Source organism: Proteiniclasticum sp. C24MP, from assembly GCF_043951855.1.
Lineage (GTDB): Bacteria > Bacillota > Clostridia > Clostridiales > Clostridiaceae > Proteiniclasticum.
In genome coordinates this window covers 22,095-40,973 of record NZ_JBINJW010000004.1, presented here as the reverse complement: position 1 = coordinate 40,973, position 18,879 = coordinate 22,095, and the positions used below count along the sequence as shown (strand labels likewise).

Annotated in this window: 21 protein-coding genes; 5 read left to right on the top strand and 16 right to left on the bottom strand. The window is 45.9% G+C overall.

The genetic code is table 11. The features are described 5' to 3' along the window. Window positions 1-76 precede the first annotated feature (76 nt). The 5 genes from ACHAL6_RS05120 to ACHAL6_RS05100 all read right to left on the bottom strand — a co-directional run bounded on the left by ACHAL6_RS05120 (window position 77) and on the right by ACHAL6_RS05100 (window position 4,438). Entirely contained in the window at window positions 77-880 is an 804-nt protein-coding gene (locus tag ACHAL6_RS05120) for an ABC transporter substrate-binding protein (RefSeq protein WP_395269167.1), read from the bottom strand. Window positions 881-1,224: 344 nt separating this feature from the next. After that, window positions 1,225-1,980 carry an amino acid ABC transporter ATP-binding protein gene (locus ACHAL6_RS05115; protein ID WP_395269166.1) on the bottom strand — a complete coding sequence of 252 codons (756 nt, stop codon included), beginning with the start codon at window positions 1,978-1,980 and terminating at the stop codon, window positions 1,225-1,227. Window positions 1,981-1,994: 14 nt separating this feature from the next. Continuing rightward, window positions 1,995-2,654 (bottom strand): amino acid ABC transporter permease, encoded by a 660-nt coding sequence (locus tag ACHAL6_RS05110; RefSeq protein WP_395269165.1) that lies wholly within the window; start codon window positions 2,652-2,654, stop codon window positions 1,995-1,997. Between the two features lie 25 nt (window positions 2,655-2,679). Further along, window positions 2,680-3,498 carry an ABC transporter substrate-binding protein gene (locus ACHAL6_RS05105; RefSeq protein ID WP_395269164.1) on the bottom strand — a complete coding sequence of 273 codons (819 nt, stop codon included), beginning with the start codon at window positions 3,496-3,498 and terminating at the stop codon, window positions 2,680-2,682. Between the two features lie 706 nt (window positions 3,499-4,204). After that, on the bottom strand, window positions 4,205-4,438 hold the full coding sequence (locus ACHAL6_RS05100) for a glutaredoxin domain-containing protein (protein WP_395269163.1): 234 nt from the start codon (window positions 4,436-4,438) through the stop codon (window positions 4,205-4,207). A gap of 227 nt (window positions 4,439-4,665) precedes the next feature. On the opposite strand from ACHAL6_RS05100, the gene ACHAL6_RS05095 reads away from it, so the two are divergent. Then, window positions 4,666-5,646 carry a biotin--[acetyl-CoA-carboxylase] ligase gene (locus tag ACHAL6_RS05095; protein WP_395269162.1) on the top strand — a complete coding sequence of 327 codons (981 nt, stop codon included), beginning with the start codon at window positions 4,666-4,668 and terminating at the stop codon, window positions 5,644-5,646. Then, window positions 5,639-6,208 carry a biotin transporter BioY gene (locus ACHAL6_RS05090; protein WP_395269161.1) on the top strand — a complete coding sequence of 190 codons (570 nt, stop codon included), beginning with the start codon at window positions 5,639-5,641 and terminating at the stop codon, window positions 6,206-6,208. Before ACHAL6_RS05095 ends, ACHAL6_RS05090 begins: the two co-directional genes overlap by 8 nt. 236 nt (window positions 6,209-6,444) lie before the next feature. Here the strand turns inward: ACHAL6_RS05090 and ACHAL6_RS05085 are convergent, their stop codons facing one another. The 4 genes from ACHAL6_RS05085 to ACHAL6_RS05070 form a co-directional block, all read right to left on the bottom strand. Next, a complete protein-coding gene (locus ACHAL6_RS05085) occupies window positions 6,445-6,753 on the bottom strand; it encodes an ATP cone domain-containing protein (protein ID WP_395269160.1) in 309 nt (102 codons plus the stop codon). Window positions 6,754-6,936: 183 nt separating this feature from the next. Further along, entirely contained in the window at window positions 6,937-9,324 is a 2,388-nt protein-coding gene (locus tag ACHAL6_RS05080) for a VIT and VWA domain-containing protein (protein WP_395269159.1), read from the bottom strand. A 229-nt stretch (window positions 9,325-9,553) separates the two neighbouring features. Next, window positions 9,554-11,077: a diguanylate cyclase gene (locus ACHAL6_RS05075; protein ID WP_395269158.1), complete on the bottom strand. Its 1,524-nt coding sequence runs from the start codon at window positions 11,075-11,077 to the stop codon at window positions 9,554-9,556. Window positions 11,078-11,488: 411 nt separating this feature from the next. Then, window positions 11,489-12,304 carry a hypothetical protein gene (locus ACHAL6_RS05070; protein ID WP_395269157.1) on the bottom strand — a complete coding sequence of 272 codons (816 nt, stop codon included), beginning with the start codon at window positions 12,302-12,304 and terminating at the stop codon, window positions 11,489-11,491. Between the two features lie 195 nt (window positions 12,305-12,499). Here ACHAL6_RS05070 and ACHAL6_RS05065 point away from each other — a divergent pair, with 195 nt between their 5' ends. Further along, complete coding sequence (locus tag ACHAL6_RS05065) at window positions 12,500-12,706, top strand: DUF6954 family protein (protein ID WP_395269156.1); 207 nt, start codon at window positions 12,500-12,502, stop codon at window positions 12,704-12,706. A gap of 239 nt (window positions 12,707-12,945) precedes the next feature. Further along, window positions 12,946-13,455 carry a hypothetical protein gene (locus ACHAL6_RS05060; RefSeq protein ID WP_395269155.1) on the top strand — a complete coding sequence of 170 codons (510 nt, stop codon included), beginning with the start codon at window positions 12,946-12,948 and terminating at the stop codon, window positions 13,453-13,455. 51 nt (window positions 13,456-13,506) lie between these two features. On the opposite strand, the gene ACHAL6_RS05055 is transcribed toward ACHAL6_RS05060, so the two are convergent. From ACHAL6_RS05055 to ACHAL6_RS05025, 7 genes are all read right to left on the bottom strand, one after another. Next, window positions 13,507-14,904 (bottom strand): ATP-binding protein, encoded by a 1,398-nt coding sequence (locus tag ACHAL6_RS05055; RefSeq protein WP_395269154.1) that lies wholly within the window; start codon window positions 14,902-14,904, stop codon window positions 13,507-13,509. Between the two features lie 9 nt (window positions 14,905-14,913). Beyond that, window positions 14,914-15,585, bottom strand: a complete 672-nt coding sequence (locus ACHAL6_RS05050; protein WP_395269153.1) for a response regulator transcription factor — start codon at window positions 15,583-15,585, stop codon at window positions 14,914-14,916. A 50-nt stretch (window positions 15,586-15,635) separates the two neighbouring features. Next, on the bottom strand, window positions 15,636-16,058 hold the full coding sequence (gene msrB, locus ACHAL6_RS05045) for a peptide-methionine (R)-S-oxide reductase MsrB (RefSeq protein ID WP_395269263.1): 423 nt from the start codon (window positions 16,056-16,058) through the stop codon (window positions 15,636-15,638). Between the two features lie 4 nt (window positions 16,059-16,062). Continuing rightward, the gene (locus ACHAL6_RS05040; RefSeq protein ID WP_395269152.1) at window positions 16,063-16,428 is read right to left on the bottom strand and encodes a hypothetical protein; all 366 of its coding nucleotides are present in this window, start codon (window positions 16,426-16,428) and stop codon (window positions 16,063-16,065) included. A 69-nt stretch (window positions 16,429-16,497) separates the two neighbouring features. Continuing rightward, window positions 16,498-17,142, bottom strand: coding sequence for a DNA alkylation repair protein (locus tag ACHAL6_RS05035; RefSeq protein WP_395269151.1), 645 nt, complete (start codon window positions 17,140-17,142; stop codon window positions 16,498-16,500). A gap of 14 nt (window positions 17,143-17,156) precedes the next feature. Further along, window positions 17,157-17,879 carry a CPBP family intramembrane glutamic endopeptidase gene (locus ACHAL6_RS05030; RefSeq protein ID WP_395269150.1) on the bottom strand — a complete coding sequence of 241 codons (723 nt, stop codon included), beginning with the start codon at window positions 17,877-17,879 and terminating at the stop codon, window positions 17,157-17,159. 28 nt (window positions 17,880-17,907) lie between these two features. After that, window positions 17,908-18,033: a hypothetical protein gene (locus ACHAL6_RS05025; RefSeq protein WP_395269149.1), complete on the bottom strand. Its 126-nt coding sequence runs from the start codon at window positions 18,031-18,033 to the stop codon at window positions 17,908-17,910. Window positions 18,034-18,165: 132 nt separating this feature from the next. On the opposite strand from ACHAL6_RS05025, the gene ACHAL6_RS05020 reads away from it, so the two are divergent. Further along, window positions 18,166-18,789 carry a DNA-3-methyladenine glycosylase family protein gene (locus ACHAL6_RS05020; protein ID WP_395269148.1) on the top strand — a complete coding sequence of 208 codons (624 nt, stop codon included), beginning with the start codon at window positions 18,166-18,168 and terminating at the stop codon, window positions 18,787-18,789. The last annotated feature ends 90 nt before the right edge of the window (window positions 18,790-18,879 follow it).

Sequence of the window (18,879 nt, the reverse complement as noted above, 5' to 3'; positions counted from 1 at the left end):
TCTCTTTCTTCTGTTTTTCTTCTGTTTCCTCTTCCGATTCTGAAAATGATGGTTCTAGTTCCCTTTGAAGAGACCTTTATTCCACCACGTTCAGTTCCGTATCGATGTTGGAAGTGTAATCATCACCCAGCCATTTCACAGATAGATCCTTCAGGGTTCCATCTTCTCTTAAGGCATCCAGTGCACCGTTCAGGGTGTCTCTCAGCTCTGTATCATCTTTTCGGATGGTGATGGCGATGGGTTCATTGGTCAGCATGACTTCCGTGAGCTGATAGGAATCCGGATCCTTGGCCGCATAATCAATGGCAACCGCATAGTCTGCGACGATGACATCCACATGTCCCGCTTTCATGGCGGAGAAGGTCTGAATGACTTCGTCGAATCGGAGCATTTCAAAGTCCACTGTCTCGTTGTACTTGCTTGCGGCAATATCCGCTGTGGTTTCAAGCTGAACACCTACCTTGAGCCCTGCCAGCTCTTCCGGGTTTGTGATGGAGCCTTCTCCTGCTCTTGTAACGATGACCTGTCCGTTGGTCATGTGCGGATCCGTGAAGATATAGGATTCCAGTCTTTTCGGTGTGATGCTTGTGGCGGACATGATCACATCATAGTTCTTTGAGTTCAGTCCGTTGAAGATTCCAGCCCAGCTGGTGGAGATGAACTCCACTTCCATGCCCAGTTCCTCTCCGATCTCTCTTGCCAGATCCACTTCGAATCCCACCAGTTTGTTGGCTTCATCTCTGAACTCGAAAGGCGGATAGGTGTCATCCGTTCCGATCTTCAGGACCTTGGCACTTTCCTCTTCCTTGGCGCATCCTGAAAGTACGGCTGCACCTGCCAGCGCTACTGTAAATAAAATCCCCCATGTTTTCTTCATCATATATGATCTCCCCTTTTGATTTTCTTTTTCATTGTTTCTGACCGACTTTGATTATTATAGCACGATTCTTCTTTCTGTTAAGTATATTTAATCATAATTATGTATATTTATTTAAATTGCGTTTCTGAAGAATAATCTCTGATTTCTCAATCGTTTTCATTTTCATACTGTCAACACCCTCATGCCGCTTCACTATCCTGCATCGGTTATGATGCTCATGCACATCTGCACCCAGCAGGACACTGCTGTGCATACGCAGCAGTTTTATGCATGAATCTGAATAATCACTGTGCATACAGCAGCAGCCGGATGACTGCCCATCCGGCTGCTTATCCTTTTTCTGTCTATTTCAGTATTTTATTGAGGAACACATTGGTACGCTCCATCTTCGGTGCGTCAAAGATCTCCTCAGGCGCTCCCTCTTCCACGATCTGGCCTTCATCCATGAAGATCACTCTCGTGCCCACTTCTCTGGCAAAGCCCATTTCATGGGTCACCACAACCATGGTCATGCCATCTTCTGCAAGTTTCTTCATAACCTCCAGCACTTCCCCCACCAGTTCGGGGTCCAGAGCCGATGTGGGTTCGTCAAAGAGCATGATGGAAGGATTCATGGCAAGGGCTCTTGCAATGGCCACTCTCTGCTGCTGTCCTCCGGAAAGCTTGGAAGGATACTCATCCTTCTTGTCCAGAAGACCAACGCTCTTTAAAAGGCTCATGGCTCTGTCTCTGATGTTCTCCTTCTTTTCTCCTTTGACAAGTTCCGGAGCGATGGTGAGGTTTTCCAGCACCGTCAGGTGCGGGAAGAGATTGAATCGCTGAAACACCATGCCAAGGGAAGTTCTCAGTTTGGAAGCTTCCTTCTCATGAAGATTCAGAAGATCCTTGCCCTCTTCGATGTGACTGACCAGGTTTCCGTCCACCAGTATTTTTCCTGAAGTGATGGTCTCCAGCTGATTCATGCAGCGAAGCATGGTGCTTTTTCCTGAACCGGAGGGTCCGATGATGCAGACCACTTCCCCTTCCTCCACTTCCAGGTTGATTCCTTTCAGGACCTCCAGGTCTCCAAAAGACTTATATACGTTTTCCAGTTTAATCATCTATCAACACTCCTTTACTCATATACAGAATACTTCTTCTCCAGCTTGTCAAAGGCAATCTGGATGATGGAAGTAAACAGAAGGTAAAGAGCGCCGGCATAGAGGAAATAGATCCATTCTCCTGAAGAGTTGTTCATGACCTGTACGGTCCTTAAAAGATCAAACAGGGAGATGGATGCCACAAGAGAGGTATCCTTCACCAGCGTGATCAGTTCATTACCCAGGGGCGGAATCAGTCTTCTGTAGCTCTGGGGGATGATGATCTTGAACATGGCCTGATAATAGCTCATGCCAAGGGCCTTGGCCGCTTCCATCTGTCCCTTGTCGATACTCTGGATGGCTCCTCTGAAGATTTCAGAGAGATAAGCCGCAGAGTTCAAGGAAAAGGCGATGAACGCCGCAGTCAGGGCCGGAATTCTAAGGGTGACCCCCAGAACATCTGCTGTGAAGAGCGGCATTGCATAATAGAACACAAACAGCTGCATCAGCATCGGAGTCCCTCTGAACACCCAGACATAGAACCAGGCCAGACCATTGAGCAACTTGCTTCTTGAAATCTTCATAAGGGCTATGATGACGCCAAGCATGATGCCGAAAACGATGGAAACTCCTGCAATGAGAAGCGTCCTCTGGGTTCCCTCCAGAATTGCGAATAATTGTTCTTGTGTGATCACTGAGCTAACTCCTTCCTGCTGCTTTTTATTCCACTACATTCAGTTCTGTATCGATGTCGGATGTATAGTCTCCTCCAAGCCATTCTTCTGAAATGCTCTTCAGGGTACCATCCGCTCTGATTTCTTCCATTGCATTATTGATCTTCTCCTGAAGATCCACATTGTCTTGCTTGATGGCGATGGCGATGGGTTCGTTGGTGAGCATCACATCAGAAATCTGGTAGCTTTCAGGGTCCAGCTGCACATATTCGATGGCCACGGCATAGTCCACCGCAATGGCGTCCACATGTCCTGCCTTCATGGCGGAGAAGGTCTGAAGAATCTCATCATACTTGCTCACTTCAAATCCGTATTCATCCGCATACTTCTCAGCTGCAGTATCCGCTGTGGTGCCCAGCTGAACGCCGACCTTCATTCCGGTAAGCTCTTCCTGTGAAGTGATGTTTGCATCTCCACTGTTTGTCACGATGACCTGTCCATTGGATAGGTATGGCTCACTGAACAGCATGGTTTCCAGTCTCTTCGGTGTCATGCTGATGGCTGCGATGATCACATCGTAGTTTCCGGCATTGAGTCCGGTAAAGATTCCATCAAAGGATGTGGTGACGATCTCCACTTCCATGTCCATCTTTTCCGCCAGCGCATTGGCCAGGTCAATATCGAATCCTATGATTTCATTGGCATCATTGGTGAATTCGAAAGGCGGATAAGTGGGCTCTGTTCCTACTTTAAGAATGACCTTTCCTGATTCGGAGACTTCTTCTCCTCCATCTGCACATCCGGCTAAAACACCCATGACCAGAACCAGGGACAGGATCAGGGCGGTGAATTTCATTTTCTTCATTTACATTACTTCCTTTCATCTTTGGTTTCACTTCGTTTTCCATACATCTGATTTTTTGAACATGTTTGATTATAGCATGAAGTTTTAAATAAATATACATTCTCATGAATTTTAATTCATTTCGAACAATTTACACTATTCGCTTCACATTTCCTGTTTTTGAAGCGTTTACACTTAATATATTAGCAACAATCCTGCAGTTTTTATGAACAAGACAGTTTTATTTTCTGATTTCCTTCATTCTATAAATGAATATACATCACTTTATGCAGCTTTCATGCACTGATACGCCGAGGCAGCCCTGCAGAATCTGGCAGAATCCTAAAAAAATAAAGCCTCAGAACAATCTGACACTAGATTGTTTTGAGACTTTATTTGAATGAGGAAGATAGATTCTGAAGCATATGCTTCACCGTTGAAAATCTTAACAAAGCTGGTGCTACTGACTCAAGGACGTGCGAAATAGTAACTGTCCGTATGGACCTTGAAACAGGTCTCTTCCAGTAAAGATACTCCAGTCAGATGCAGGACCATAGGGTTCACACCATACATTGTTAATTTTTTATCCATAACCGATATTACACGAGGTCCCACCTGAAGTCAAGTTGTCTTGCCATTTTTTTAACATTTTTTAATGATTCCTTTCAGCTTTCTTAAAAAGAAAAAAGGACATCCGGTTTTTCCGAATATCCTTCAGCTGTTCTCTTTACAGACCAAGCAGTCTGTTTATTCCATACTGATCAAAGCCGATGATGACGCTTCCGTTGATGTCCAGCACCGGTACACCCATCTGATTGGTCTTATTGATCATTTCCGTAGCAGCCGCACGGTCTCTTGAAACATCCTTTTCCACAAAGGAAATGTTGTTTTCTCTCAGATAGGACTTTGCACGATTGCACCATACGCAAGTGGGTGTAGTATAGATTGTTACCTGATTCATTCTTCTATTCACTTTCCAGATTATAAATTGAATATAGAGTTATACCCTATAGGGGTATATTATCAGATTCAGCGTGCTCTGCCAACATCCCTTGAGTCAACCTTGTTTTCATATCAGGTTGACTCAGGATGTCAAAATCCTTATACTGAAGAAAGTGAAAACTTTTCCTCAATGCAGGAATAAGACTGTATAAGAAGCCATAGGAAACCGACAGGAGTGATCGAAATTTGAGCAAAGATAAAATACTGACTCTGCTGGAAGAACATAAGGGAAAGATTCTCTCAGGGAATGATCTGTCCTCGAAGCTTGGCATATCGCGAAACGCCATATGGAAATCCGTCAACGCCCTGCGAAAAGAGGGCCACCAAATCACTTCCATCCGAAACAGAGGGTATGTTCTGGAGCTCGGAAGCGATCATCTTTCAGAAAGCGAAATCAGAATGCATCTGGGAGAATCCTCTTCCACACACAATATACTGATCCTTACTGAGACCCCTTCCACCAATACCTATATCAAAGAACACAAGGATCTTCCGGACAATACCGTGGTCCTCTCAAATACTCAGACCAGCGGGCGAGGACGTTTGGGTAAAACATTCCATTCCCAGGACCAGGGGGGCATCTATCTCTCCCTTTTGAAGGTGAAAGAGCTGACGAAATATGATACGGATCTGGCAACCCTGGCCGCTGCCGTAGCCACCGCGGAAACACTGGACAAGGTCTGCGGAACAGAAACCGCCATCAAATGGGTCAATGATCTGTATCTGAACGGACTGAAGGTATCGGGAATCCTTACGGAGGGAACCATCGAATTCGAGTCCGGGACCTTAAGCAGCCTCATCATAGGCATCGGCATCAATGTCAATACAGAGCGCTTTCCCGAAGAACTGGAGGATATCGCCACTTCTCTTTATCAGGTCACCGGAAAGAAATCCGTACGCAGCGAAATAATCGGCCACCTGCTGAGAAGCCTTGAAGAGCATCTGCGCATGACGAAGGACAATCCGGAGGAACTTCTTCGGAAGTATAAGAAAAGAATGCTGTATCTGGGAGAAGAGATCACCATCCATCGCGGAAATGAGATCGCCTACGGAAAACTTATGGATCTCAGCCGTAAAGGACATCTGATCATCGAATCCGAAGGAAAGACCCTGACCTTAAATTCAGGAGAAATCAGCATAAGAAAGAGAGAGATAAGAAATGAATGAAACAGCGCTGAGAAAAATCAGCACCAGAGACCTGGCCATAATTCCGATTTTTTCCGTACTCACTGCCGTAGGGGCATTCATAAGAATCCCCATAGGCGTAGTCCCTGTTTCCCTGCAGACCGTCTTTGTGGTGATCTCTGCACTGATTCTAGGCAGAAAGGCATTCTATGCGCAGCTGATCTACGTCCTTCTGGGACTCATGGGATTACCGGTCTTTACAGGCGGTGGCGGCATCGGATACATCTTCACCCCCACCTTCGGCTATCTCCTGGGCTTCATGGCCGCAGCCAGCATCATGGGTGCGCTCAGAGAAAGACTTGAAAGAATCGGATTCTTCAGACTGGCCCTCATCGCTCTTCTGGGACTTGTGGTGATCTACGGATTCGGCGTCTCCTATCTGTATCTCCTGAAGAATCTGATCCTCACAGGAACACCCATGGCTCTTTATGACGCCATCCGCTATGGTGCACTTCTTTTCCTGCCCATGGATACCCTGTGGTGTCTCTTCGGCGCACTGCTATCAGAAAGACTGCTGAGGCATCCGTATTTCTCCAGGCGCTGATACAGCGAAACATGGAGGATGCCAAAAAAAACGAAAACCAGAAGGTCCCTTATGCTGAACTGCTTCCGCATAAGGGACCTTTCTCAACATGCTCGTTTTTCTTCAGAGCGGACTCTCTCACCGGATCTGCTTTATGATGGAACCGAAGAAGTACTGCACAGTTTCCAGGCATGAAAAAAAGAACACTCGCTTCAAGTGTTCCCCCTGTCTTCTTTGCATATGAAGTTCAACTATTCTTATCTTCCACTGTAGATAACCGCTTCTTCATCATGGCCGTTCTCTTCCAGTATGTCTATGACCGCATAATGAATATCTTCTCCATAGAGCTCGTTCCCTATGGTCTGAAGCTTTTTCATCACTTCTTCTGTCAGCATTTCGATCTGGGAAACGGATATTTCCTTTCCGGAAGCCGAAAAAACTTCCTTTACTGAATCCTCAAGGATTCTCTGATCAAACGCTTCAATGGTCTTGTCTTTCTTCATCACTATTACCTGCTCCATCTGCATTTCGATCTCATCTCCATCCACTATATATTGTGCTATCACACACCTAATAATACTACATATAGGTGAAATTGTAAACAACATATCACTCCCTGTGGTGCAGGAAAAGAGAAATGAATTCATCGCTTCGAAGCGATTGCTGCTGACCCTCATTTCCTGTGCAAAGGGAAGAAACCTGGATCGTCCTTACACAGTAGCGTTCCAGGTTTCCGCATGATATTCTCTCTATAAGGCTTTTGCTATGGCGATATTGGCGATGGTTGTGATGTTGGAACGGATGTCCATCTCAAAGATCTCATGGGCATTTTCCACGTAGGATTTGGAGATGTTCAGTGTACCCGCTGTGATGAATTTCTTCTGCACTGGAGATGCCTTGGTCACAAGATCGCCTACTTCTTCAAGGGATTCCTTGTATTTCAGATCGGAAATCTTGCTCACAAGATCCACCTTGATGTCTCTTGTCTTGCCCTTGATGAGATTTTTCTTCTCCGCCAGGTCATAAGCGACGCGCAGGAGCATGTAGTTTCTTTCTGTGATGAGCTTCTCATCCTCTTTCAGTGTGTTCATGACATATCTCAGCGCTTTTGATACATTGTTCAGATAGATGGCTGTGGTTTCCGTACCCACCAGGAATGCCAGAAGACTTCTTAACGTCGTCTCCAGGATCTCCTCCTCCGTCTCTTCACCCAGATCCAGGAAGGATCCGTCCGCCTGCTGGTTCTTCGCCAGTACTCTCAGGAGATTGTCACGATCATACTTGATGGCCATTTTCGCTTCTTTATGGGTCATTCCCGATGTTGCCATCTTCTCTCTGATGTTCACATCAAAGCTGTAGGCCGCTTCATCAAGGAAGTATCCTCTGGCCAGATTCTTCATGGTGGATTCCGTCATATCCATAGGCACAATCCTGTTGAGACCGATACCCATGACAGGGTCTTCCATGGTCTCCAGCATCATGAAGCTGGTTTCGGACGAGATGATGGAATTTTCCTTGGACAGTTCAAGAATCTCCTCCTTGATCTGTTCCTGTTCCACGCCGCGTGCGAATCTTTCCTTCTCCACCAGAGACTCAATTCTCTTTCTTGCCCACACCTTCTGAATCAGCTTGGAGTTCTCTTCGATTTCAAGCTTATCCAGGTCGATGTGCATGGTATAGTCCACATCATCCACCACACCCTTGATATCGATGCTGCCGCTGATGCTTCCATCCACCAGGGCGAAGATGGTGAACGGTTCTCTGTCATAGAGGTAGGTGATGGTTCCCGGATAGGTCTTTTCAATGATCATGTCTCCGAAATCGATCTCCGTCACATCCAGCTGCGGATTATGAATTCTGTTGAACTGTCTCAGTATGATGTCATCGATTCTTTCCCCTTCATCGATGAATTCAGGTCTTCCGTTGCCCACTTCAGCAAGCTTGTTGATGAAGAAGCTGTTCACTTCCGTATCCATGCCGATGGGGAAGATTCTGTTGTTTTCGATGTTGGTCCGCACATATTCCAGCACTTCATCCTCATCCACGACATTGTCATCTGTGAAGAGGAAAATGGTGCACTCTGCATCTTCTTCATCTGCTTCTCTTATGGCATCCTTCACCGCTTCGAAGGTGCAGTCCCCTTCTCTTGTGGTGAGTCCTTCGATCCACTCTGTGGCTGCAGCCAGGTTTTCCTTGGTGAACTTCACTTTGCCGCCGCTGGAGAACTTGTACACTTCCTCGTTGTAGGCGATGAGATTAAACGTATCGCCCTCATCCAGGCTTCTCAGCGCGATGAGCACGGCATTTTTCGCCTCTTCCAGCTTGAACCCCTCCATGGATACGGAAGTATCCAGAATGAAGGAATAGTTGGTGGTATATTCCACAGGAATGTCTGGAAGAACAGGCGCCAGTTTCAGCATGAGAATGGACTTCTCCATCTCATCTTCATAATAGCTGTAGCCCATGCCTGCAGCAATCTGAGGATGCACTTCCTTCATGGTCAGAATGAAGTCATGGTCCAGTGTCTGGGCTTTTGTCACCGTGATCTTGGATAAGGTGTCATCTTCTCTTTCCACCTTGATCTTGTGACTTGGCGATTTGAATTCCATTTCCGAATAGGACTCCACCAGAAGGGACAGATAGAAATCCACTTCTTCCGCTTCTTCCTCCTCCTCATCTTCCGTGTAGTAGATGGGATCCACCACCGACGGAATATACAGAGAAAGCGTGTCATCTTCATAGGTCAGCTGATCCATGTAGCTGATGCGAAGATTCACTTTCTCGTTGGGGAGAATATTGCCGATGGTCACGGTAAAGTATTCATCATCCTTCTGTTCCAGCGTGAGCGTATTGATTCCTTCCTCTCTGCTTTCCTCCAGCGTCCGGAGAACCGCTTCGCGTTCCTCCACCATGGCTTTCAGATTTCTTCCACCCAGATTCACTTCTATCCCTGTTATGAGGGAAGTGGTGGGCACGGGAAAGCTGTAGACCCCTTCGATGTTGTCTCCTGTCGTGTTCTTGTAATCCTGGGAAATGGTGTATTCTATATACTCTCCACAGATATTCCCGGTGACTTCAAGACGGTTCAGTTTCACCTTCTTGTTGTCTCTTGTAGAAAGGCCGTATTTTTTCAGCATTTTTTGTACCTCCTTGAAAGGCAATCTATTATTTCTATTATAAGCTATTGAGGTATCAGGTTTAAAGGGAAAACGCAATTAATTCTGGGAGAAATCCCGACCATCCCACTGGACCCTCTTCCTTTTCTTCTGAGCTTCGTGCAGAAGAGGCCATTCCAAAAGGAATCAGCCTCTAGCATTCAGATATATTCTGTCCTGTATCAGAAGAGTGCGGATACGCAAACACGCGCTATTTCCATAGACTGGTCCACATGGATTTCCCCTGCCGCTTGGACTGATACATGGCCCGGTCCGCTCTTTTCACCGCATCGGTATAGGCGCTATCTTCTTCGATGAATCGAGTCGTACCTATGGAGATGGAAGCGCCGATAGTCCCTTTCTCCGCTTCTATGGATATTTCATCGACCTTTTCCTGAATCCGTTTCACGCAAGTTCTGATTCCTGCCTCTGAAACCTGATGTAATAGACAGATGAATTCATCGCCACCCCAGCGGATGATGACGTCACGCTCAGCCAGTGCAGACTTCACCTTGCCTGTCACCTCCACAAGTACGCGATCACCGATTTCATGACCATGCTCATCGTTGACACGTTTGAAATTATCGATGTCAAACATCAGAATCACCGGTGCAGTGCCACTGACATGATATTTATCAAAGTAAAGCGACATCATATTCTCACCGGAACGGCGACTGCCGGCACCGGTAAGAATATCAACGTTCAGTTCACTCTCCAGTTTCTCCATGGATTTTCTGAAGTATTTCTCATTGACCACGTAGAGAACCAGAAAACCTATGGCGATGGCCATCACGGAATAAATGAGAAATAGTGCGATATTATCCGACAGACTCGCATCACTTTCCGCACTTACATGGGCCACTCTGTCTTCAATGTCATCCAGATGAACGCCCATGGCGACGATCCAGTCATAGGGCTCATACGCCTTTGCATAGGTGATCTTTTCCGAAATGATGTCCGAATTCAGCTTTTTGAAATGATAACTGAAAAAGATCTCTCCGGATGCTCTGATTCCCTCCAGCTCCGTAAGATACGGGAAATTCCCCTGGGCATCCTCCATACTGGTGGACAGATAGCTCCCTTCCGTATCCTTGAGATTCGGATGAATCCTTCTGATGGCATAGTTCTCGCCACCCTCATACTGAAGCACTTCGTTCACCCACATATAGGAATCATTGGAGAATTCCTGCTTATGGATCACTTCACGAATCTCCTCCTTGACCACCGCATCGATGTAATCCTCATGGACGCCGAACACGCCTACGAGATTCCCATGTTCCACTCTTTCAGATGCAGCGAGGCAGGACCCGATTTTCTCCAGGACAGGTCTGTTCTCTTCCTCCTCTGGCAGATTCTCATAAAGAATCTCCTCTGTATCCTTGTAGTAAAGAACAGCCGTCCACAACCCTGCATCATTCTCATCCTGAAATCTGCTGATATAAAATGCCATGAACTCCTCCTCGGATAGATTCTTCTCATCCTGAAGCCTTCGCAGTCGCTGCTCTGTATTGAACTGATACAGCTTTGTTTTCGTTTCCTTCAGGGTATCCAGTTCCAGAATCAGATTGTTCACCGTATCCTTCAGATAGTCCTTTTTCAGATTGATGGCCATCTCTTCCATCTGCTTCGTATATATTTCCTGGGTTTTTTCATGGGATGCTTTATGAATGAAAATCATGGCCAGTGTCATGATGCCCGAAATCACAACTACCATCAGACGATATCTGTTTCTCAATTTAACCTTGTTCCCCCTTGTTCCTGTCCATGCCTTTCCTGTGATTCATGAAAACCTGATCCTCAGAAATAGATGACCCTATCATTTTCCATGAATCATATCATTCTGTATTCTCCATATCGGTGTTTTCCTAAAAAAAATAAGCGCATCTGCGCTTATTTTACGGCCTGGCATAAGGCCAGGCTCGTAATTTGAGACTACTTTGGCAATGGAACAGATTGCAGGGAATACCCCCTCGTCAACGGCTCCATCCCGCTTCATCTCATGGATACCGTTTCCGATATCACATATTTATTTTATAAAAATATGGTAATAAAATCAATAATTATCAAGAAAATTAGCATATTATCAATATACTCTTAACCTGAAAATTACATTGATAGTATGTGTAGTTCCAGTAACTACTAAACTTTATCTTCTGTCTTCCATATTGATGATTTTCGTCTTGTGCTCATGATTCCTGATATGCTTTTCGCAATACTCATAGTTTCCTTCACACTTGGAACAGAATCTGAATTCCATATTCGGATCGTCCTTCTCCGTGATGCCACAGACGGTGCACTTATGTATGGTGCTCACTCGGGTGGTCAGCTTGGCTGATTCGATGTTTCTTCTCATCTGCTGGGTCTTGCTTTTTCTTTTTCTGTCCTTCATGAACCCCGGACCGAAGAAGATGAAGAAGTTCAGAAGTGAAATGATGATAATGATTCTTACGACCCAGTTTGATGTGATGAACTGGAAAAGCACCGTGGCCGCATAGATGTACCCCAGATACTTCACCTTCACAGGAAGAATGAAGTAGATGTTCACCAGAGAGTCAGGGAATGTGCTGGCGTAAGCCAGAAACAGCGTCATATTCAGATACATGGTTGTGGTAAACCCTATGGCAAAGCCCACCAGGATGGTGAAGAACAGTCCCATGAAGTAGTAGGTGTTGAATCTTGTGGTTCCCCAGGCCATTTCCAGTATTCTCCCGATATAGTAGTAGAAGAACAGGCTGATGAGTACAAAGAAGCTGCTGGAGCCCGGTATAAAGATGAACGTGATGACCCTCCAGATCTGACCTTGCAGAATCAGTTCTCTGTTGAAAAAGAGCATCTGAGAAAGCAGTCCGTTGGAAGCCATATCCACAATGAAAACCAGAAACGATCCCATCATGATATACTTCATCAAGTCTCTGATGGCGAATCTGGCCACGAATCTATCCAGTTTGTCTAAAAATCTCATGTCATACATTCCCTTCATTTGGCATTTAGCCATTGTTATAGTTTATCTTATATAAATTACTTTAAATTCCTCTTAAGACATAGTCATTTTAACATAATATTGAGGTTTACATGAATAATTCACCTGAAAATTTTAAAATTCCCGGATTCTATACTATAATGAAAGAAAAGAATACTCTTGAAAGCGGTGAAAAACATGAAAGCTGTAAAAGTAATTGTGGATATTGTATTTGTCTCCCTGTTTCTTCTGATCACTTTCTTCGGCATCGGCCCGATACTTATTGCAGACGGAAGCGACCGTGAGCGGCTGATCGCATTTCTTGTGGTACTTCTCATCTACGCCATCTGGTTCATTCTCCTCACATTGTGGCGCAGAAAGAGCAAAGAGATGTTATCCAGATAATCTCGTATACCCAGGGCAGTTCCACGGAAGCTGCCCTTTTTTCATGGAATTAAGGATATTTTCAAGAAATAATCATGGTAAAACCATAAAGTTTAGTCTATAATCTTCTAGAATATGAGTATCCGGACGGATCGGGCACGCAGTCAGGCATATAATCACATTCCCTGGCCCCCACATCTTTAATCCGGCTTTTTCTCGTGATATAATGAATGATAGACATGAATTTTTGGAGGAAAATAATGAAATATATTTGGAAAACAATCTGGTTTATCCAGGCATTTCTGGCAAGGCTGATTCCCACGGTCCTGTTCTTCATCGTCCATGCAGTGGGAGAAGTCTACACCTATAACTGGGACCCTCTGCGCCTTCTGGATTTCAAGCAGATACCAGGTCTCTTTGACAGCTATCTGTTCCTGTATGGAGCACTGGGACTCATCATCGTGATTCTGTTCTTCATGAATCTTCCCATCATCGCAAGGGTCATGACTCTCGGAATCATCGGATCGCAGATTCTCTTTTTCTTTCAGAAATGGGATATATACATCTATGACCTGACAGATGTGGACCCCTACTACGATTTCTATATGAGAATTCTGCTGTCCATCATAGCCGGTTTTGTACTGCAGGTCATGTGGAGAGTCATCAAGTCCTCCACCAGAAAGCTCATCTACTACGTAACTGTGAAAACCTCAACCAGAAAGAGAGGCGTGAAGAAATCAAAAGCGCCAGTCAGAAAATCACAGAATTAACAAGACAGTACGTTCAAAAGCCTCTATCGGAAACGATAGAGGCTTTTTCATTTACACTGAACTGTCTGAATCCGGTGGTATTTCCAAGGAGTCGTTCTTTTCTCCGTTTTTCGGAAAAGTGGCAGTCATGGTGGTGCCTTCTCCCAGTCTGCTTTTCGCTTCCAGCGTTCCCCCATGGGTTTCCACGATCCACTTGGCAATGGAAAGACCCAGTCCCGAACCCGCCTTGTTCTTGGTTCTTGCTTTATCCGCCACATAGAAGCGTTCGAAAACCTGATGGAGATCCTCCTCAGCGATTCCTTCTCCGTCATCTATGACATGCAGCCTGTAGAAGTCCTCATGGTCTTCCGCCTTCAGGGTGATCTTCGCATCAGGCCCCGTGAACTTCACACTGTTCTCGATGAAGATCCGCAGAAGCTGCTTGATCATCCTTCGGTCCTGTGAAACGGTGAACTCATCCGACAGCACTTCAAAATCCCGATCAGGAACACTGAGCTCCGAGTCCTTGGCCGTCTCCTTAAGGAGCGCTTTCAGACTGAAGGTAGTGCGATCCAGCTTCATCTTCTTGTTCTCCCCTTTTGCGATGAAGAGAAGATTTTCCACCAGCATGCTCATATTGTCCGTCTCCGCACGAATCGCCTGGATGGCTTCATCCAGTATTTCCGCATCATCTCTTCCCCATCTCATGAGAAGATCATTGTAGCCTTTGATCACCGTCAGAGGCGTTCTCAGTTCATGGGATGCATCCGACACAAACTTCGCCTGCTTGGAATAAGCATCATCCAGACGGTCCAGCAGTCCGTTGAAAGTATGGGAAAGCTCCTTCAGCTCATCCCTGACATCCGGCTCCTCAATACGGTCATGGATGTTTCCAGGTCCGATGGCTGCTGCAGACTTCGTCATGCTGATGATAGGGGTGAAACTCTGCCTGGAGATGAAATACCCCACCACATAGCTCACGAAGATACCCAGAATGGAGGCGATCACAAGCGTCACAAGGGTCACCGAGTTCATGAAGGAAAACACGGACAGGTCTTTCAGAACCAGAAGATCCACAACGCCGGAAGGCCCTGCCACTCTCTTTCTGGACACAATGAGCTTATCCGACTCTTCGCGTCCTTTATCGAAATCCTTCAGAAGGACATAGCTGTCCCCTCTTTCCACGATGCTGAACTGTGTCGTGGAAGTTGTGATTTCATCCCCTTCTTCCATACGAACGAAAAAGGGAGAAACCGCACCAAGACTTCTCAGCTTCTCCCCAGTCACTTCCGTTCCCTCCATGATTTCATTCTCTATGGATGTAAGAAGCACTTCCACTTCATTTCCAGCACTGAGCCTGTTGTAGAACTGCGTGCTTAAAAAGACGGCCAGGTTGATGATCAGAAGAATACTGGTGAAGATGATGGCATAGTTCCAGGTGATCTTCGTTGATAATTTCAGTCTCTTCATTTCTCTCTCCTACCGAATGATATATCCTGCACCTCTGACGGTATGGATCAGCTTATCCTCATATCCGTCATCCAGCTTGCTACGAAGAAACCTGATATAGACATCCACCACATTGGTCTCCCCTTCGAAATCAAATCCCCATACATTATTGAGAATCTTCTCTCGGGTGAGCACAATCCCCTGGTTCTCCAGAAGGTAGGCAAGAAGATCGAACTCTTTCTTCGTGAGCTCTTTCTTGACTCCGTCCCGATGAACCTCATAGGTGTCTCTGTTTAAGCTCAGGCCTTTGAACTGGAGGACTTTCGTTTCCTCCGGCTTCTTTTCGCTCTTGCGGAAGAGTGCGCGAAGGCGCGCAAGAAGCTCTTCCATTTCAAAAGGTTTGGTCATGTATTCATCTGCTCCGATGTCAAACCCCTTCACCTTGTCTTCCAGACCGTCTCTTGCGGTGAGCATGATGATGGGGATATCCGTAAAGGTTCTGGCACGCTTTGTGACTTCGATTCCATCTACGATGGGAATCATCAGATCCAGCAGCATCACATCATAGTCCTTGTTCATGAGATTCATCAGCGCAGTCTGTCCATCGGATACAATGTCCACATTGTACCCTTCATGGGTCAGTTCCAGCTCCATGAACCTGGCGAGTCTTCTCTCATCTTCCACAATGAGTATGTTCCTCATTCTTTCCACCTCACTTTATGTCTGTCTATTTCAGGAAACGTCATAGTCCTCTATTTTTCCTTGTCTTCAAAAAGACTGAGGTATTCTTCATATCCTTCTTCCTTCAGCTTCTCTTTGGGAATGAAATGCATGGCAGCGGAATTGATGCAGTATCGCAGTCCGCCTTTGTCTTTGGGTCCATCTGTGAAAACATGACCCAGATGCGCATCCGATGCTTTAGAGCGCACTTCGATCCGATGCATGCCGAATTCGAAATCCGCTTTTTCCTTGATGATGCGCTTCTCGATGGGCTTCGTGAAGCTTGGCCATCCGCATCCCGCATCGTACTTGTCAAGACTGGAGAAAAGCGGCTCTCCCGTATACAGATCCACATAGATGCCATCTTCGAAATTCTGATCATATTCGTTTCTGAAAGGCATTTCTGTCCCATTCTCTCTGGTCACTTTTTTCTGAAGGTCCGAAAGCTCCTTCATGATCTCACTTTCGTCCCGGGTAATATACTCCCTTCTTTTCACGTTTCGGTACAACTCCCATCAGCTCTAGTATGAGCCTTATATTTTTATCGTTCTTTCCCCAGTCGTGTACAGTCTTTTCCACTTTGGATCTGGACACCATGGAAATTCTGGTCTTTTCCTCTTCCGTCTTTTCGAGGGTCACATCCAGATACTCTCCGTTGGACAATACACTTCTCTTGAACAGAATTCTGAAAGTTCCTGTATCATCCAGAAGTTCCCTTTCTTCCATAACGGTTTCCGTCTTCTTTCTGAACTCATTCTCGATGACTGAAAACACCTCTTTTATGTCTTTATCCACTACAATCTCTTTTTCCCTGCTTACCGCCATAGATTCCTCCACCCTATCCTATTCGTCGGTCCTAAACCGCTTTCATCACGTTACTCTTATTTTACCACATTATATATATCTGCTGCATTCTCTCACACTGAGAGAAGAAAGCCTGTATTGGCCGATGAATGCTCTCACAAACTCCGGATTCGTCTTGGAGTATTCTCTCAGAGCCCAGCCTATGGCTTTGTCCACAAAGAATTCCCTTGTATCCGCATTCATCACGATGGCCTCCGTCAGAAGCGTTTCATCCGTTTTCTCCTTGTATTTCAGCTGAAAAAGAATGGAAATTCTTTTCAGCCAGATGTTTTCTTCATAGATGAGGCTCTGCAGGGCTTTCTTCACCTTGTCATCCTCAAGGGCCATGGGCCCAAGGACCGAAGGTCCGATGCTGTCTATGGTGTCCCACCAGGGCTCCGTCAGGGCCAGACTTAGAATCCTCTCCGTATCTTCATGTCTCAGCTCCCCGACATACTTTGTCATGAGCTGAATGGCGCAGTACTTGAACTCTCTTTCCTTTTCCAAGTAGAGCCTCTCCGCATCTTCCAGATGAAATCCATCATAGGTCTTCAGAAACCCCTTCATGACGTCCTTTCTTTCCGGGGTCTTGACCCCCAGAAAGGAAAACTGATTCCGCATATACTTTTCCATATGGAAGCGATTCTCCTCACTGCTTTTCTCTTCAAGCTTTTCCCTCAGCTCTTCTATTGTCATTTCAGGTACCCCCTCTAAGCGAGAAACGGAAGATTAATGATGCCGAACATCTGAAGCCCGATGGTGTTGATGGCGAAGTTCGCGAACATGTGCACCATGTAGCTGTTCCAGATATTCTCGTTCTTTTCGTTGATGAAGTTGAAGAACATGCCGCTGGCAAAAAGCCCTGCAAGACCAAGTACCGTCAGCAGCGGACTGACCCATCCGTCAATGATGGAAAAGTGATAGATGGAAAAGGCTATGGAGCTGATGCCATAGGCAGCAAGTCTTCCCGTCTTCTTCTTCAGTTTCAGAAATGCGAAGCCTCTGAAGAAGAACTCTTCCAGAAAGGAATTGATGAAGGAAATATACAGTGCCACCGCAATGAAATTATCTCTTGTGATCATCATGTTCTCTGCCATGGACGCTTCAATGGTGCCCAGATGAATCAGGTCTTTCAGCAGTATGTAAAGCACCAGGAGCCCGAAATAGACCATGACACCCAGCAGGATGGATTTTCTGAAGCCCCCGCTTTTCTCTCTCTGCCTGAAGATGGAAAAAAGATCCGTTCTCGGCATGAACCATACATAGACCAGGGGAATCACAAGAAAGAGAATGATCTTCACGCCCGCTCTCTCCCAGTAACTGAAATCATACTGCACATCCATGAAATAGATCACAATGCACCCAAATCCTATAATCAGCAGATGAATCCATTTGAACCTTCTGCTTTCGTCCGCGATAAAAATTTCTCTCATAGTTCCCTCCAGCCCGTTGCGCTTTACTTCAGCAATACTTCTCTATATTCTTTATTCCTTGCAGGCTGCTCAAACCCTTTATTTCCAGACTATATTTGTGTGAGATTTTTTTATATACATCTATATTTCCAGTCTTTCCTCCGTTTTCTTCCATGATACCAGACCCACCCCATCTCGATCCGGAATTTCATCTCATCTTTTTTCTTTTCCTGAGAAGCGATCCGTCCTATAATAGGGTTAACCAGAAGGAAATTGCCCTGCACATCCGCACATAAAGGAGAAAATCATGCCGATGCTCACATTTACCCCGGAAGAATATGAAGGCCTTAAAGCCAAGGACAGGATTCTCGGCCAAGCCATGGAGCGGGTCCCTCTCTATGAGAGAGAAGTGGATGACGATCTTTTCAGAAGCCTCATGAATAACATCGTCGGTCAGCAGATTTCCATGAAGGCAGCGGATACGGTCTGGAAAAGATTCCTTGCCCACTTCGGTGAGATCACCCCTCTGAAACTCCATGAAGCCACTCTTGAAGAAATTCAGGCCCTTGGCATCAGCATGCGAAAAGCCACCTACATCAGGAAAACCGCCGAAAAGATTTATCAAAACATCGTGGATCTTGATGCCCTCTGGGACATGGAAGATCAGGAAGTGGCAGATACTCTCGTCACCTTGAACGGCATCGGCCCCTGGACAGCAGAAATGATCATGATCTTCTCCATGGGAAGAAAAGACATCCTGAGTTTTGGCGATCTTGCCATCCGTCGTGGTCTCATGATTCTTTACGGTCATGAGGAAATCTCAAAGGATCTCTTCCGTGAATACCAGAAGAGATTCTCCCCTTACGGCACTCTGGCTTCCCTTTATCTGTGGGAGATCTCCACCGGCAGATATGACCTGTCCGGTCTCTGATTGAAGGTTTCCCTGAAAAACTCTTTGCAATGAAAAGCTCCGAAGGCCTGTCTGTAGGAAGACAGGTCTTCGGAGCTTTTATGCCTCTTC

What these genes read in the sequence shown, in the direction of transcription:
- ACHAL6_RS05050 (WP_395269153.1), bottom strand. Translation starts at nt 15,585, where the DNA reads ATGAGGAACATACTCATTGTGGAAGATGAGAGAAGACTCGCCAGGTTC.
- ACHAL6_RS05105 (WP_395269164.1), bottom strand. Translation starts at nt 3,498, where the DNA reads ATGAAGAAAATGAAATTCACCGCCCTGATCCTGTCCCTGGTTCTGGTC.
- ACHAL6_RS05065 (WP_395269156.1), top strand. Translation starts at nt 12,500, where the DNA reads ATGAAAGCTGTAAAAGTAATTGTGGATATTGTATTTGTCTCCCTGTTT.
- ACHAL6_RS05035 (WP_395269151.1), bottom strand. Translation starts at nt 17,142, where the DNA reads ATGACAATAGAAGAGCTGAGGGAAAAGCTTGAAGAGAAAAGCAGTGAG.
- ACHAL6_RS05040 (WP_395269152.1), bottom strand. Translation starts at nt 16,428, where the DNA reads ATGGCGGTAAGCAGGGAAAAAGAGATTGTAGTGGATAAAGACATAAAA.
- ACHAL6_RS05080 (WP_395269159.1), bottom strand. Translation starts at nt 9,324, where the DNA reads ATGCTGAAAAAATACGGCCTTTCTACAAGAGACAACAAGAAGGTGAAA.
- ACHAL6_RS05060 (WP_395269155.1), top strand. Translation starts at nt 12,946, where the DNA reads ATGAAATATATTTGGAAAACAATCTGGTTTATCCAGGCATTTCTGGCA.
- ACHAL6_RS05030 (WP_395269150.1), bottom strand. Translation starts at nt 17,879, where the DNA reads ATGAGAGAAATTTTTATCGCGGACGAAAGCAGAAGGTTCAAATGGATT.
- ACHAL6_RS05115 (WP_395269166.1), bottom strand. Translation starts at nt 1,980, where the DNA reads ATGATTAAACTGGAAAACGTATATAAGTCTTTTGGAGACCTGGAGGTC.
- msrB (WP_395269263.1), bottom strand. Translation starts at nt 16,058, where the DNA reads ATGAAGGAGCTTTCGGACCTTCAGAAAAAAGTGACCAGAGAGAATGGG.
- ACHAL6_RS05025 (WP_395269149.1), bottom strand. Translation starts at nt 18,033, where the DNA reads ATGGAAGAAAACGGAGGAAAGACTGGAAATATAGATGTATATAAAAAA.
- ACHAL6_RS05055 (WP_395269154.1), bottom strand. Translation starts at nt 14,904, where the DNA reads ATGAAGAGACTGAAATTATCAACGAAGATCACCTGGAACTATGCCATC.
- ACHAL6_RS05100 (WP_395269163.1), bottom strand. Translation starts at nt 4,438, where the DNA reads ATGAATCAGGTAACAATCTATACTACACCCACTTGCGTATGGTGCAAT.
- ACHAL6_RS05120 (WP_395269167.1), bottom strand. Translation starts at nt 880, where the DNA reads ATGATGAAGAAAACATGGGGGATTTTATTTACAGTAGCGCTGGCAGGT.
- ACHAL6_RS05090 (WP_395269161.1), top strand. Translation starts at nt 5,639, where the DNA reads ATGAATGAAACAGCGCTGAGAAAAATCAGCACCAGAGACCTGGCCATA.
- ACHAL6_RS05070 (WP_395269157.1), bottom strand. Translation starts at nt 12,304, where the DNA reads ATGAGATTTTTAGACAAACTGGATAGATTCGTGGCCAGATTCGCCATC.
- ACHAL6_RS05020 (WP_395269148.1), top strand. Translation starts at nt 18,166, where the DNA reads ATGCCGATGCTCACATTTACCCCGGAAGAATATGAAGGCCTTAAAGCC.